The 13442-nt window shown below is 54.6% G+C and carries 12 protein-coding genes; 8 read left to right on the top strand and 4 right to left on the bottom strand.

The window, feature by feature from the left end; all coding sequences use genetic code 11:
• Position 1 precedes the first annotated feature (1 nt).
• The 4 genes from ACSFXJ_RS14945 to ACSFXJ_RS14930 all read left to right on the top strand — a co-directional run bounded on the left by ACSFXJ_RS14945 (position 2) and on the right by ACSFXJ_RS14930 (position 2781).
• Positions 2–388 carry a GntR family transcriptional regulator gene (locus ACSFXJ_RS14945; RefSeq protein ID WP_435921136.1) on the top strand — a complete coding sequence of 129 codons (387 nt, stop codon included), beginning with the start codon at positions 2–4 and terminating at the stop codon, positions 386–388.
• Positions 385–1254, top strand: coding sequence for an ABC transporter ATP-binding protein (locus ACSFXJ_RS14940; RefSeq protein WP_435921135.1), 870 nt, complete (start codon positions 385–387; stop codon positions 1252–1254). Before ACSFXJ_RS14945 ends, ACSFXJ_RS14940 begins: the two co-directional genes overlap by 4 nt.
• The gene (locus ACSFXJ_RS14935; protein WP_435921134.1) at positions 1247–1876 is read left to right on the top strand and encodes an ABC-2 transporter permease; all 630 of its coding nucleotides are present in this window, start codon (positions 1247–1249) and stop codon (positions 1874–1876) included. The genes ACSFXJ_RS14940 and ACSFXJ_RS14935 overlap by 8 nt, the downstream gene beginning before the upstream one ends.
• 98 nt (positions 1877–1974) lie before the next feature.
• Positions 1975–2781, top strand: coding sequence for an SDR family oxidoreductase (locus ACSFXJ_RS14930; protein ID WP_435921133.1), 807 nt, complete (start codon positions 1975–1977; stop codon positions 2779–2781).
• A gap of 9 nt (positions 2782–2790) precedes the next feature.
• Here the strand turns inward: ACSFXJ_RS14930 and gluQRS are convergent, their stop codons facing one another.
• Both gluQRS and ACSFXJ_RS14920 read right to left on the bottom strand, forming a co-directional pair.
• Positions 2791–3741 (bottom strand): tRNA glutamyl-Q(34) synthetase GluQRS, encoded by a 951-nt coding sequence (gene gluQRS / locus ACSFXJ_RS14925; protein ID WP_435921132.1) that lies wholly within the window; start codon positions 3739–3741, stop codon positions 2791–2793.
• A complete protein-coding gene (locus ACSFXJ_RS14920) occupies positions 3738–5072 on the bottom strand; it encodes a hemolysin family protein (RefSeq protein WP_435921131.1) in 1335 nt (444 codons plus the stop codon). The genes gluQRS and ACSFXJ_RS14920 overlap by 4 nt, the downstream gene beginning before the upstream one ends.
• Positions 5073–5225: 153 nt before the next feature.
• Between ACSFXJ_RS14920 and hrpB the strand changes: the two genes are divergently transcribed.
• Complete coding sequence (gene hrpB / locus ACSFXJ_RS14915; protein WP_435925772.1) at positions 5226–7769, top strand: ATP-dependent helicase HrpB; 2544 nt, start codon at positions 5226–5228, stop codon at positions 7767–7769.
• A 28-nt stretch (positions 7770–7797) separates the two neighbouring features.
• On the opposite strand, the gene ACSFXJ_RS14910 is transcribed toward hrpB, so the two are convergent.
• A complete protein-coding gene (locus ACSFXJ_RS14910) occupies positions 7798–9966 on the bottom strand; it encodes a YhgE/Pip domain-containing protein (protein WP_435921130.1) in 2169 nt (722 codons plus the stop codon).
• Between the two features lie 319 nt (positions 9967–10285).
• Here ACSFXJ_RS14910 and ACSFXJ_RS14905 point away from each other — a divergent pair, with 319 nt between their 5' ends.
• The 3 genes from ACSFXJ_RS14905 (at position 10286) to ACSFXJ_RS14895 (ending at position 13023) form a co-directional block, all read left to right on the top strand.
• Entirely contained in the window at positions 10286–10786 is a 501-nt protein-coding gene (locus tag ACSFXJ_RS14905; RefSeq protein ID WP_435921129.1) for a PTS sugar transporter subunit IIA, read from the top strand.
• 26 nt (positions 10787–10812) lie between these two features.
• A complete protein-coding gene (locus ACSFXJ_RS14900) occupies positions 10813–12279 on the top strand; it encodes a PTS transporter subunit EIIC (protein ID WP_435921128.1) in 1467 nt (488 codons plus the stop codon).
• 363 nt (positions 12280–12642) lie between these two features.
• Entirely contained in the window at positions 12643–13023 is a 381-nt protein-coding gene (locus ACSFXJ_RS14895) for a cupredoxin domain-containing protein (protein WP_435921127.1), read from the top strand.
• A gap of 100 nt (positions 13024–13123) precedes the next feature.
• Here the strand turns inward: ACSFXJ_RS14895 and ACSFXJ_RS14890 are convergent, their stop codons facing one another.
• Positions 13124–13420, bottom strand: coding sequence for a metal-sulfur cluster assembly factor (locus ACSFXJ_RS14890; RefSeq protein WP_435921126.1), 297 nt, complete (start codon positions 13418–13420; stop codon positions 13124–13126).
• Positions 13421–13442: the final 22 nt, after the last annotated feature.

Genomic DNA, 13442 nt, shown 5'->3' with positions numbered 1-13442 from the left:
TATGAACATTTTGCTGTCCCCTTCTTCGGGCGAACCGATTTATTTGCAGATTGTCAGGCAGATCCGGGGGAGCATTTTGCAGGGGGAGCTTTCGCCCGGAACTCCTCTGCCGTCCATTCGCCAGTTGGCCAAAGACTTGCAGATTAGCGTCATTACGACGAAACGTGCCTATAACGAGCTGGAGCAGGAGGGCCTGATCGATTCGGTCGTGGGCAAAGGATCGTTTGTGGCCGGAGCGAACAAGGAATATATCCGCGAGCAGCGGATGCGCCTGGTGGAGGATAAAATCAAGGAACTGCTTGAGGAATGCCGGAACATACCGGTCACTACGGACGAGCTGATCGAATGGATCAGACTGCTGGAACATGAGGGAGGACATGAGTCATGAATGCGGTGGAGATCAAAGGACTTAATAAAAGCTATCGCGGCGGATTTACGATGTCGGACGTTTCTTTTTCGGTACCGAAAGGTTATATTTCCGGCTTGATCGGACCGAACGGAGCGGGTAAAAGCACGATCATCAAAGCGATTATGGGGATGATCATTCCGGATAGCGGCAGCATATCGGTACTGGGCCGGGAAGGGGGGCCGCAAAATGGCGATTATAAGGAGAAGATCGGATACATTTCGGATGAAAACATCTTTTACGAATACTTGACCATGGAACAGATGAAACGGATCATCGCTCCCTTTTATACGGATTGGGATGAGGAGCTGTATCGCAAATACATGGATTTGTTCGAGCTTTCCCCGCGCAAAAAAATCAAGGATTGCTCCAAGGGAATGAAAATGAAGTATTCGATCGCTCTGGCGCTGTCGCACCATCCTTCACTTTTGATTATGGATGAACCGACGGCCGGTCTGGACCCGGTTTTTCGGCGGGAGCTTTTGGACCTGCTCGGGGATTATATCCAAGAGGAGGAAAATACGATCCTTTTCTCTACTCATTTAACGACGGATCTCGATCGGGTCGCGGACTATGTAACATTTGTTCATCGCGGGCGCGTCGAATTTGCGGACAGCAAAGATGAGGTACTGGAGAGATATTTGATCGTCAAGGGCGGAAGGGATCTGCTGGATAGCGATATCAGGAACGAACTCGTCGGGCTTCGCGAGACCGAAGTCGGATTCGAGGCTTTGGCGAGGGATCGGGTACAAGCACAGAAGCTGTTTGGCGATAAGGTACTCTACCAGCAGCCGTCATTGGAAGACATTATGTATTTCACGGCCAAGGGAGGAAAAAAGTATGCCTAATATTATGCGGTTGCTGCGAAAGGATCTGATTCTTGTACAGCGTTACTTGTGGCTGCTGGCGATTTACGCTTTCGTATTCTCCGGTTTTATTCAAAGCAATCAGCCGTTCCTTCTGTATAGCTTGCTGCCGGGCATGCTGATGATTCTGGCGATCGGCAACGATTTGCGCACGCCGAATCAACAATTTATGGTTTCTTTGCCTGTCGGCCGTAACTTTCTCGTTTTCGCCAAATATGTTTCTTCTTTAATGTTTTTGATCCTTTCCTTAGTGATTTGCGCGGTCATAAACACGACGGCTCATGCGCTGAAATCCGGCGAGATGATGGTGGATACGCAGATCATCCTGGGTACGTTCGTATCCATGACGCTCTTTGTCTCTCTCTATTTGCCGCTATATTACTGGCTTGCCTCGAAAGGAGCCCAGTTTTTGAATATTGCGATGATGATTGTCATTATGGTCGGCAACGGAACGGTGTCCGAAGTGCTCAGCGAGCCGTTTTTGGCCGATAAAATCGCGAATCATCCCGGACTTGTCCTGATTTTTGCGGCAGGGGTTACCGTGCTTGCGTTGATCGTTTCCTATTTGACTTCGCTATCCATTTTCAGGAAAAGGGATCTTTGAGCTCCGGGAAGTGATTAAACCGTACCTCTTTATGGGTAATCTTGAGACAGGAAGTAACCAAAATCATTTTATCCCATAAAACAGGAGCGTGTGGCATCATGGCTGAAAATTCGACGAATCGCGGACGGTTTCAAGGCAAGACGGCGATCGTAACCGGAGCGGGGTCCGGCATCGGGAAGGCGACGGCGATCAAATTGGCCAAAGAAGGTGCCAAAGTCGCGTTATTCGATCTGATGAACGACCGCACCAGAACGACGGAACACCAAATCAATAACATTTACCGCGGCATTTCACGGGCATTCGATGTAGACGTCTCCGATCCGGCCCGAATGGAGGAAGCGGTTGAGGAAGTGGTCAAAGCGTTCGGCGGAATCGACATCGTATTCGCGAACGCGGGGATAAACGGCGTCCTGGCGCCGGTGGACGAAATGAGCTTCGAGGATTGGGAGAAAACGCTGCGCATCAATTTGAACGGCACGTTCCTGACCGTCAAATATACCGTCCCCCATTTGAAAAATCAGGGGGGCGGCAGCATCATTATCACCAGCTCGATTAACGGGAACGACCGGTTCTCGGGATTCGGCATGTCGGCGTACAGCACGACCAAGGCGGGGCAGGTCGCTTTTGCCAAAATGCTGGCGCTGGAGCTGGCCAAGTTCAAAATCCGGGTCAACTCGATTTGCCCGGGCGCGATTGCGACGAATATCGATTCTTCTTCGGAAATCAGCGAAGAGCTCGAGGAAATCATTATTCCGGTGGAGTATCCGGAAGGAGCCCAGCCGCTTGCCGACGGGCCGGGACAGCCGGAAAACGTGGCCGACCTCGTCGCTTTCCTGGCTTCGGACGAGTCGGTTCACGTGACAGGCGCCCGGATCGTCATCGATGGGGCGGAATCCTTGCTGTAAGACGATTCATTAATTCATAAAATCCAATTCTTTGAGTATATAAGGTTGGTTGGATACTTTATCTAAAGAGAATGAAGGGATCAGGTCGGCGGGTGCGATAGGCTCATACCGGTCGATCAACCCGCTGATATGGGCAAGCCAGCCGACCACGGCTTCTGGGCGCGTTCCGGCGGCCCGCATGGCGGATAGTCCAAGATCGCCGTGCCGCTTGGCCAGCCGCCGTCCGTCTTCGCCAAGAATCAGCGGAGCATGGGCGAACGCGGGGGGCGTGTAGCCGAGCGCCGCATACAGTTCCAATTGGCGCGGCGTGGAGTCGAGCAGGTCATCGCCGCGCAACACATCGGTGATGCCCATCAGCGCATCGTCGACCGTGACGGCAAGTTGATAGGAAAACATGCCGTCCGCCCGGCGGACGACGAAATCGCCGCTGTTATCCGGAGCAAAACTTTGAGGGCCGGCGATTCCGTCGCGGAATCGGATCGGCTCTTTTCCCATTGCGAATCGAAGGGAAGGGGTCTTACGGGACTCGCGTTCCCTGCGTTCTTCAGGGGATAGGCTGCGGCAGGTCCCGGCATAGGGAGCGCCCTCGGAGGAGAGGCCGTGCGGTGCTCCGGCTACGGCGAGCAGTTCGGCGCGGCTGCAATAGCATGGATAAAGCCGGCCTGTCTCCTCCAGCCGGCGCAGAGCTTCTTCATAAAACTGTAAGCGCCGGCTTTGCCAATAGGGGCCATACGAGCCTTCTTTTTCGGGGCCTTCATCCCAATCCAGCCCGAGCCAGCGAAGGTCTTCCAGGATGCGCTCCGTAATTTCAGGCTTGGAGCGTTGCATGTCGATATCTTCGATTCTTACGATAAAAACGCCGCCGACCGAGCGCATGTGCAGCCAGGACAGCAGCGCGATTTTAGCGTTGCCGAGATGCATATCGCCCGACGGCGTCGGCGCAAAACGTCCGCGTTTCATTCTGTTGCTTCACTTCCTTCAAATAGTTCACGATCTTCATTCTTCATAATTTCAATTTTTCGGATCCGGCTGTCCCCACGCTCGAGCACTTTAAAACTGTAATCTCCGTATGCCAGCTCCGTGCCTTCTTCAATTTCCATGTCGTTTCCGTAAATCCAACCGCCGATGGTATCCGTTTCCTCTTCCTCCAAATCGGTTCTTAACAGATCATTGATGTGCGAAATCGATACTTTTCCGTCAACTATAAAATGGTTCTCCGAAAGGCGAGTGATCTCCTGCTCCTCATCGGCATCAAACTCGTCACGGATGTCCCCGACGATTTCCTCCAGAATGTCCTCGATCGTGATCATGCCTGATGTACCGCCATATTCATCGATCAGAATGGCGATATGGGTCCGCTCTTTCTGCATACGGGACAGAAGCGCGGTTAACGGAATGTTTTCCGGGGCGGTCATGACCGGGCGGACGAAGGAGGTAAGCGGTACGTCATGCTGCTCTTCGTAGAGCAAAAACATGTGCTTCGTATTGATCACGCCGACGATATCGTCTTTACTGCTGCGAATGACCGGAAATCTCGTAAATTGCTCTTTTTTGATAATTTCAAGGTTCTCTTCCAGGGATTTATCCGCATACAGGCAAACCATATCCGTGCGCGGAACCATAATATCTTTGGCCGTCAATTCGTCAAAAGCAAAAATCCGGTGAAGATAATCGTACTCATAGCTGTTGATTTCACCCTGTTCCAGGCTTTCGCCAAGCAGGATCAAGAGTTCTTCCTCCGAATGCGCTTCGCTTTGCTCCGTGGAGGGCTTGAGTCCGAATAAGGAAACGATGCGGCTGGAGGAGCGGTTAAGCGCCCAAACGAGCGGAGACATCAAGGTCGTGTACCAGAACAGCGGTCGGGAGTTCTTGAGGGCAAAAGCCTCGCCTTTTCGGGCGGCAAGCATTTTGGGTACAAGAGCGCCAAGCACGACATGTAAATAAGTAATGACGATAAACGCGATGACAAAAGACAGAATGGCTTCCGGGACCGGCGGCAGCATCACCAATCGGAAAGCAGGCTGCAGCAGGCCCTGCATTAGCGGTTGCATCAGCCAGCCCAAGATGAGCGAGGTCATCGTAATGCCAAGCTGGCAGGCGGAAAGCGCCCGCTGGGGCTTCCGCATCAACTCGGCCAGAGTGGCGGCATATTTTCGTTTTTCGCGTAGCATGATTTCGACCCGTCCGGTTTTTATGCCGCGTAATGAGTTTTCCGCCAGCACAAACCAAGCGGTCAGAAGGACAAGCGTGATCACCAGCAATATCTCGGCGATAGTTCCGTTGAACTTCATGTTCGTCGTTAACCTCCCCGGCAGCTTCGAACTTAAATATTATACAGGACCTCGGATCAGAACCAAAGCATGGACCCGCAGCCTGGATGGGACTTCGTATGTTAAAATGAAATGTCGAGATTTTATTTAGTGTAACCTCGTAAGGAGATAATGATGAATCAGCAGCGAATGCCAATTGATGAAGTGATCCCGGCATTACGGGACAATTTGAATAAGTTCGGAGCAAGTGTACTGATTGCGGAACCCGGCGCCGGAAAAACAACGCGGACCCCGCTCGCTCTTCTGGACGAGCCTTGGCTTGCCGGGCAGCGGATCGTCATGCTGGAGCCGCGGAGGCTGGCCGCCCGATCTGCGGCCGAATATATGGCAAGGCAGCTTGGGGAGAAACCGGGAGAGACGGTAGGGTATCGGATTCGGATGGAAAGCCGGGTGTCCGCGAAGACCCGGATTACGGTCGTCACCGAAGGGATTCTTACCCGGATGCTTCAGCAGGACCCGGCTTTGCTGGGAACGGGCCTGCTGATTTTCGACGAGTTTCATGAGCGCAGCCTGAATGCGGACCTCGGCCTTGCGCTTGCTTTGCAAAGCCGACAGCTGCTCCGTGAAGATTTGCGCATCCTCGTGATGTCGGCCACGTTGGACGCGGGCCCGGTGGCGGAGCTGCTCGGGAACGCGCCGGTTGTCGAGAGCCGGGGTAGAATGTACCCGGTCGAGACGGTGTTTGCCGGGCGTCCGGCGGGTGAGCCGCTGGAAGCGGCAGCCGCACGGACGGTGCTGCGGGCGCTGGCCGGGCATGAGGGCAGCGTGCTGGTGTTTTTGCCCGGCGCCAGGGAAATCCGCCGGGTCGAAGGGCTGCTGGCCGGGAGCGTGCCGGCCGGCGTGACGGTGGCGCCGCTGTACGGCGCGCTGCCGCAGGAGGAGCAGCGCAAGGCGATCGAGCCGGCGCCGCAGGGCGGGCGAAAGGTCGTGCTGGCGACCTCGATCGCCGAGACCAGCTTGACCGTGTCCGGAATCACGGTCGTCATCGATTGCGGGCTGCGGCGGACGTCGCTGTTCTCGCCCCGGACCGGGATGAGCCGGCTCGTCACGGTGCGGGCCGCCCGCGACTCCGCCGATCAGCGGCGCGGCCGGGCGGGCCGGCTGCAGCCCGGCGTATGCTACCGCCTCTGGAGCGAGGCGGATGACCGTGCGCTTGCGCCAAGCACGCCTCCGGAGATGCTGGAGGCGGACCTGACGCCGCTGGCGCTGGAGCTGGCCGCCTGGGGCGCGGAGGATCCGGCTGAGCTCGGCTGGATCGATCCGCCGCCGGCGGCGCCGTACGGCCAGGCCGTCCAGCTGCTGCGCCAGCTCGGCGCGCTGGACGCGGCGGGCCGCATCACGGCCCACGGCCGGCGCATGGCCGGCCTCGGCCTGCACCCGCGGCTTGCGCACATGCTGCTGCGTGCGCAGCCGCTGGGTCTCGCGCGGGCGGCCTGCCGGCTCGCCGCGCTGCTGGAAGAGCCTGGCCTGGTGAAAGGCCAGGCCCATGACGGCGACCTGCGCGGCAGGCTCGCCGTGCTGATGGCTGCGGCCGGCGATGCCGGCCCGGCTGCGGCCCGGACCGCCCCGGACGGTGCCGGGGCGGCGGACATCCGCCGGCTGCTTGCGGTCAGCCGGCAGTGGGAGCGCCTTCTGGAATCGGAATTCCCGGAAGGCGCCGAAACCCCGCACGAGCAGCCGGATTGGCAGCGGTACTGCGGGCTGCTCGTCTCGTTCGCCTATCCCGACCGGATCGCCCGCCGCCGAGGCGACGGGCGTTATCTGCTGCGCAGCGGCCGGGGGGCCGCCTTTGGGAACACGCAGCCGCTGAGCGCGGCACCGTTGCTGGCCATCGCCGACGTGGACGACGACGGCCCGGAAGGGCGGATCCTCCTGGCGGCGCCGATGGAGGAATCCTGGCTGGCGGAGTTCTACGGGGACGAACTCCGGGAAGAAAAATCCGCCGAATGGGATGATTCGGCGGGGGCCGTACGGGCGCGCATTCGCCTTGTATTCGGCGCGATCGTTTTGAAGGAGCAGCCTGATCCGAATCCTTCTCCCGACCTCATTCAGGAGGCGCTGCTTGGCGTGATCCGGGAGCAAGCACCGAGAATTCTGCCTTGGAATGCGAAGTCCAGACAACTGCAAGCCCGCATCCTGTTTCTTCGGGGACTGGACGGGGAAAAGTGGCCGGACGTTTCCGACGAAGCCTTGTCGGCGAATGCGGAAGAATGGTTCGCTTCCTACGTGGCCGGATTCCGCAAAAAATCGGATCTGATGTCGCTCTCGCTGCATCAAATCCTGGAGAACCGTTTCGATTGGCAGCAGGTACAGGAGCTTAATGCCGAAGCGCCTACGCATCTGACGGTGCCGAGCGGTTCCAGAATCGCCATACAGTACGACGGGCCGCAAGCTCCATATGCCGCGGTACGTTTGCAGGAAGTGTTCGGCATGATGGACACGCCGCGCATCGGTTACGGGCGCATTCCCGTGACCATGCATCTCTTGTCTCCCGCCAGCCGGCCGGTTCAGGTCACGGCGGATTTGCGGAGCTTCTGGCAAGGGACCTATTTTGAAGTCAAAAAGGACTTGAAAGGCAGGTATCCGAAGCATTACTGGCCGGATGACCCGCTTTCGGCGACTGCAACCCGGCGGGTGCGGCCTGAAGGGAGCAAATGACCTTCTTCCAGGCCTTCCCGGCGTTGGTTTAGTGGATCAGATGACCGGATTTGGCTTTCATTACCCATTTGGCCGCGGCGCGGTTGACGATTTTTTTCAACCCGATGCCGAGGACCAAAGAAATGACCACGTAAATCAGTAACATAGTTATATCTCGGGTCACGATGTCCGGGACGATTCCGCCGACCGCTTCACGCATCAGGCTGATACCATAGGTGAACGGCAGAAAAGGATAGATCGCCTGGAAAAAGGGGGGCGTAACTTGAATGGGAAACGTCCCTCCCGACCCGGCCAGTTGAAGTACGAGGAGTACGATAGCCATCGCTTTTCCCACATTTCCGAATACGGACACGAGCGTATAAATCATGAGCATGAATGCGACCGCCAGCAGCAGGCCGAACAGGACGAATCGGACGGGATTCGCGGCGTAGGTACCCAAAACCAGCAAATCGCCGACGGTCGTTACCAGAGTCTGCAGCAAGGCCAAGGTCAGAAAGGTCAGAAACCGGCCGAAGTATTCATGGTAACTGCGGAAGTTTTCGGGCTGCGCGTGAACCTCCACGGTCAGCATGGAAACGAGCAGCAACCCGCCGACCCATACCGACAACGTCGTGAAAAACGGCGACATCGCGGAACCGTAATTGGGGATGGGGAACAGGCGGTTTTCTTTCAAAAGGACCGGTTCGGCGAAAAATTCGCTTTCCTTGGCATAATTCAAGCTTAGCAGCCTGATCAGGTCCTCGATGGTTCCTTTACTCTCCAGCGATGTAATCCGGTCGGTCATTTCTTTTAATTTCCGATGTGCGGAGGGAAGTTCCTTTCTGGCCTTTTCCGCCCCGAGCACCGCGGTATTCAGGCCTTTCCCGGCATCGGTCAGCACCTTGTCGACCTTCGGAAGGTCACCGATGACTCCTTTCAATACGGTCCCCGCATGGCCGGCATCCTGTTTCAGTCTTTCCAAGGCCGACTGCATTGCGGGATAAACCGTTTTGTCAAAACGGTCCGTGAGGCCGCCGAGGATCCCGCTTGCCGACTTTGCAAGCTCGGAAAAATCGGCAATGGAGGCTTTGGCCGCTTCCCCCGTTTTCTCTGTTAAGGCAGGAATCTCCTGAATCAAACGCGCCATATTTCCGAATTTTACTCCGGTTTGACGAAGCTCGGCTGTTACTCCGGAAAGTTTCCCCGACGAATCGGAAGCCTGAATTCTTTCCGTCATATCCGCAAGGGAATTGGCCACATCCGCGGCCGTACGCAGCGCAGAGGCCATGTGCTCCGGTATGGCGGGCAAACTGTTTTGCCGGACCAAGTCTTCGCCGTTTTCCACTGCGGCCAACATGAGATCCGATAATTGGGATGCCGCGTCGCCGGTTTGCTTCAAATGCTCCAACGTTTCCTTGACGACAGGGGCTGCCGTCTCCAAAGCGGAAGTGCCCTCATCCAGGAATACAGCGGTTTTATCCGCCCAGTCCTGTCCCGTCAGCGCCAATTCCTTGACACGGGGAAGCTCGTCATGGACTTTGCCGACGAAGGTTTGCGTGGTTTGGAGATCTTTCACGGCAGTGTCCGCGGCACCGCTGATTTCAGGGTACATCTTTTCCAACTCAAACGCGAGAGCCTTCATTTTTCGGATCAACGGCAGCTCTTGCTTCAATTCGATTCCGATTTGGTTGAATATTTTGAATATTTCCCCATTGGCCGTTTTGATAAAGTTCCGGTTGACCTCGCTCGTCACGGAGCTTGCACCCTTTGACGTGATTTTGGGAGCGACCGCATTAATTTTTTCATTTACGTAATATAAGATTTCCGCCTTTTCCGGGTTCGGGGATAAAACGGTAGCTATTTTGGAGGAAAAATGCTCCGGTATGATGATGGCGGCATAATAATTTCCGCGATTCAAGCCCTTCATCGCTTTGTTTTCGTCCGTGAAAATCCACCCGATATTATGGTTTTCCTTCAGTGATGTAATGATCTCGTCTCCGATTTTTAGCGTTTGACCGCGCAGTTCCGCGCCCGCGTCCTGATTCACGACGGCGACCTTAATGCCGGATGTCTGCCCGTAAGGATCCCAGGATGCTTCGATGTTGAACCAGGCGTAAAGCGAAGGGAGGATGATGAGTCCGCCGATCACCACTGCGGCAGCCCAGTTCGTAACAATACCGCGAAGATCGCGTACATAGATTGAAAATACTTGTTTCATCGATAGGCTCCGTTTCCTGTTTTTTTGTAGTATTCCTCAAGGCCTCCAATCGATTCCGGATTAGCAATTGTTGGCATGGTCAAAAAAACGGTTGACGAAAGCAAGACATGTGATTTATGATTAGCACATCAAAAAAGAAAACGATTACAAATGGCGTGTTACCGTTGACGTTAAATGGGCATGAGCCAAGAAAAGCAGACCTATTTCGATAGGACTCTTTTCTTGGCTTTTTTTGTTGCCTGTCCCGAAATATTTCGCCTGTCCGACAGGCATATTAACGGTACGGGAACATGTCCAGGAGAGAGATAGGAGGATTCGTATGTTTTCAAAGTGGAGAAAGAAAGCATCTTTAAGTCAAGTCGTAGAGGTAAAGGCGCCGGTCACGGGGCGTGCCGTTCCTCTTTCGGAAGTTCCGGACGAAGCGTTTGCCGCAGGGCATATGGGTCAGGGGATCGCGATTGAGCCTAGCGAAGGCAAGCTGATCGCTCCGTTTGACGGAAAAGTGGTTCATGTCATCAAGTCCAATCACGCAATCATGCTGGAGGACGCTGCCGGAATACAATTTTTGTTTCATATCGGCATCAACACCGTTGCTCTGAAAGGAGAAGGATTTGCATCGCAAGTGTCCGTCGGTGACCAAGTGAAAGCGGGTCAGAGCTTGATCGAATTCGATATCGAAAAAATCAAGGCCGCGGGATATCCGGTCATCACCCCTGTCATAGTTACGAACGCGGATGAAGTGACGAGCGAGCTTGAGAAATTCACCGGGCCTGTGACCGCAGGCAGAGATGTCATTTTAAAAGCGGTTATGAAATCTTAAATCAAATCTTTGAAAGGATGATTTACATGCTGGCATCACTCCAAAAGCTTGGCAAATCGCTGATGCTTCCGGTAGCCACGTTACCGGCCGCGGGGATTTTGCAAGGTTTTGCCCTGATCAACTACGAGAAAGATTTGCATTTCGGTCATGCAGTAGGCGGCTTCCTGAATCAATATATCGCTCCGTTTTTGAATGCGGGAGCTCAGGCCGTCTTCGGCAACCTGGCATTGATCTTTGCGATCGGCGTCGCTATCGGTTATGCCGTGGATGCGGTAGCGGCATTGTCGGCGTTGATCGCCTACCAGGTGCTCATCAATGTCTTGGCGCAAGTTCCGAAAGCGTTCCCTTGGATCGGTGACGACGTCAAGCTGGACATGGGCGTTCTCGGTGGTATTTTCGTCGGTCTGTGGGCAGCGTATCTTTACAAGAAATATCACAATATAAAACTGCCAGATTGGCTTGGATTTTTCGCGGGCAAACGGTTTGTACCGATTGTCACCGCCGCGAGCACGCTCGTTCTGTCCGTACTGATCGGCATGATCTGGAGCCCGATCCAGGACGCCATCAGCGTCTTCGGAAATTGGGTCGTCGGCCTGGGCGGCATCGGTGCTTTCGTGTTCGGGGTTGCCAACCGGTTGTTGGTTCCGTTCGGTCTGCACCATGTTCTTAACTCGATCGCCTGGTTCCAGATCGGAGACTACACGAATGCGGCCGGAGAAGTCGTCCACGGCGACTTGTGGCGTTTCTTTGCGGGGGATCCGAGCGCGGGCATGTTTATGACCGGCTTCTTCCCAATCATGATGTTCGCCTTGCCGGGTGCGGCGCTGGCCTTTATCCATACGGCCAAACCGGAAAAACGGAAAATGGTGGCTTCGATTTTCGTCGGTTCAGCCATCGCTTCCTTCCTGACGGGGATTACCGAACCGCTTGAATTTTCCTTCATGTTCGTCGCGCCGCTTCTTTACGCCGTCCATGCGGTGCTGACCGGTCTTGCCGGCTTAATCATGTATACGCTGGATGTGAAGCTGGGCTTTTCCTTCTCGGCGGGCTTGATCGACTTTTTGGTCAATTTGAAGCTGTCCACGAATCCATGGCTGTTGATACCGGTCGGCATCGGGTTCTTCCTGCTGTACTACATCTTGTTCCGTGCTCTGATCAGCCTCATGAAGCTGAAGACTCCGGGCCGCGAAGATGACGACGAGCTGGTGGAAGTTCCGGCGGAAAGTCCTTCGGCCGCTGCCGTGAAAGGCGGTAATGGGGATAGCCGTGCCGCCAAGATTTTGACGAATATCGGCGGGCCGGCGAATATTGAATCCGTCGATGCGTGCATCACTCGTCTGCGTCTGGTCGTCAAAGACGAAAAGGCGGTTAACGACGCGGCATTGAAGCAGCTCGGCGCGTCCGGAGTCATGAGACTCGGCAAAGGCGCTGTACAGGTCGTATTCGGTCCGCAATCCGAAGCGATCAAGGATGAAATCAAGAAAATGCTGTAAAGCGATTGATGAGTATTTTACATGGCAGGTCCTATGGGATCTGCCTTTTTGCGTCTGATGACGAGTTAACGGAAATCACCGCCTTTATTTTAATGAAAAACGAGGGATTGCGAAGATTAACGGAACTGAGAGCCTCTATATGCCTGCACATGTAGGTATTTTCCTTGAATCCGTCCTAATAAGGGCGCATGGTTCCGTTAGATCTAGAAAATGGGGATGAATGGCGAAATAAGGGCCGTGTATTCCGTTAGCTATCCTTGGGTTAGATTTCATTTGCGATATTCTATGTGATACAAATCACAATGACAGCTTCATTCTCGGCTTACAATAATATTAAGGTATATATAGAGGGGGAGAAGCGTTATGCCGCATTTCAAGAAAGCGTTCCTGGCGATTTGGCTTACGCTTGCCGTAGTGCTGCTGATGTCCGCTTGCGGAAAAATTGAAGATTCGCCGGCCGGGGCCGACTTGATAAATGGTCCGGTCAAGCAGTTTACCATACATGCCCGAAGCAGCGGATTTGATGTTCAGGAGATCAAGGTGAAGAAAGGCGATACCGTCAAAATTACGCTCAAAAACGATCAGGGCATGCATTCCCTGAAAATCAAGGGCTACAACAAGGAGGTCCGAGGCGGGAAAACGGTCACTTTCGTCGCGGACAAGGAGGGAGAGTTCGTTTTTTCCTGCAACACCTCTTGCGGTAAGAATCATAAGCAAATGACAGGGAAATTTATCGTGAAATAAACATCAAGGATTAGAAAAACGCGAGTCCGCAAGGTGTTGAACCAGGCGAGCTCGCGTTTTTTTGTTTTTGAACCAAGGAGCAGGAAGATCGGCCGGTTCTTTAAAATCCCAGTTCCCGTTTAGCTTCCTCAGACATCATATGCGGGGACCAGCGGGGCTCCCAGACAAGTTCGACTTCCACCTCGTTAATTCCAAGCTGTTCTTCCAACACCCGCCGGACCCCGCCGACGATCGTATCGTGCATCGGACAGCCCGGCGTCGTGAGCGTCATTTGAACGAAGACGGAATTTCCTTGATCCCGGATATCGAATACGAGACCGAGATCGACAATATTAACGCCGAGTTCCGGGTCATATACTTCCTTTAGCCATTCGCGGATTAGCGGTGTACGATCCATTTCAATCAACCTCCGAAAGTTA

The organism is Paenibacillus salivarius (assembly GCF_051307165.1).
In the GTDB taxonomy this organism is placed as follows: Bacteria; Bacillota; Bacilli; order Paenibacillales; family Paenibacillaceae; genus Fontibacillus.
The sequence above is the reverse complement of the archived record's forward strand: the minus strand, read 5'-3'. Positions and strand labels throughout refer to the sequence as shown.

Bases quoted from the DNA above. Each gene is read 5' to 3' on its own strand.
- ACSFXJ_RS14895 (WP_435921127.1), top strand. From the start codon at position 12,643: ATGCCGCATTTCAAGAAAGCGTTCCTGGCGATTTGGCTTACGCTTGCC.
- ACSFXJ_RS14940 (WP_435921135.1), top strand. From the start codon at position 385: ATGAATGCGGTGGAGATCAAAGGACTTAATAAAAGCTATCGCGGCGGA.
- ACSFXJ_RS14905 (WP_435921129.1), top strand. From the start codon at position 10,286: ATGTTTTCAAAGTGGAGAAAGAAAGCATCTTTAAGTCAAGTCGTAGAG.
- gluQRS (WP_435921132.1), bottom strand. From the start codon at position 3,741: ATGAAACGCGGACGTTTTGCGCCGACGCCGTCGGGCGATATGCATCTC.
- ACSFXJ_RS14890 (WP_435921126.1), bottom strand. From the start codon at position 13,420: ATGGATCGTACACCGCTAATCCGCGAATGGCTAAAGGAAGTATATGAC.
- ACSFXJ_RS14930 (WP_435921133.1), top strand. From the start codon at position 1,975: ATGGCTGAAAATTCGACGAATCGCGGACGGTTTCAAGGCAAGACGGCG.
- ACSFXJ_RS14935 (WP_435921134.1), top strand. From the start codon at position 1,247: ATGCCTAATATTATGCGGTTGCTGCGAAAGGATCTGATTCTTGTACAG.
- ACSFXJ_RS14945 (WP_435921136.1), top strand. From the start codon at position 2: ATGAACATTTTGCTGTCCCCTTCTTCGGGCGAACCGATTTATTTGCAG.
- ACSFXJ_RS14910 (WP_435921130.1), bottom strand. From the start codon at position 9,966: ATGAAACAAGTATTTTCAATCTATGTACGCGATCTTCGCGGTATTGTT.
- hrpB (WP_435925772.1), top strand. From the start codon at position 5,226: ATGAATCAGCAGCGAATGCCAATTGATGAAGTGATCCCGGCATTACGG.
- ACSFXJ_RS14920 (WP_435921131.1), bottom strand. From the start codon at position 5,072: ATGAAGTTCAACGGAACTATCGCCGAGATATTGCTGGTGATCACGCTT.
- ACSFXJ_RS14900 (WP_435921128.1), top strand. From the start codon at position 10,813: ATGCTGGCATCACTCCAAAAGCTTGGCAAATCGCTGATGCTTCCGGTA.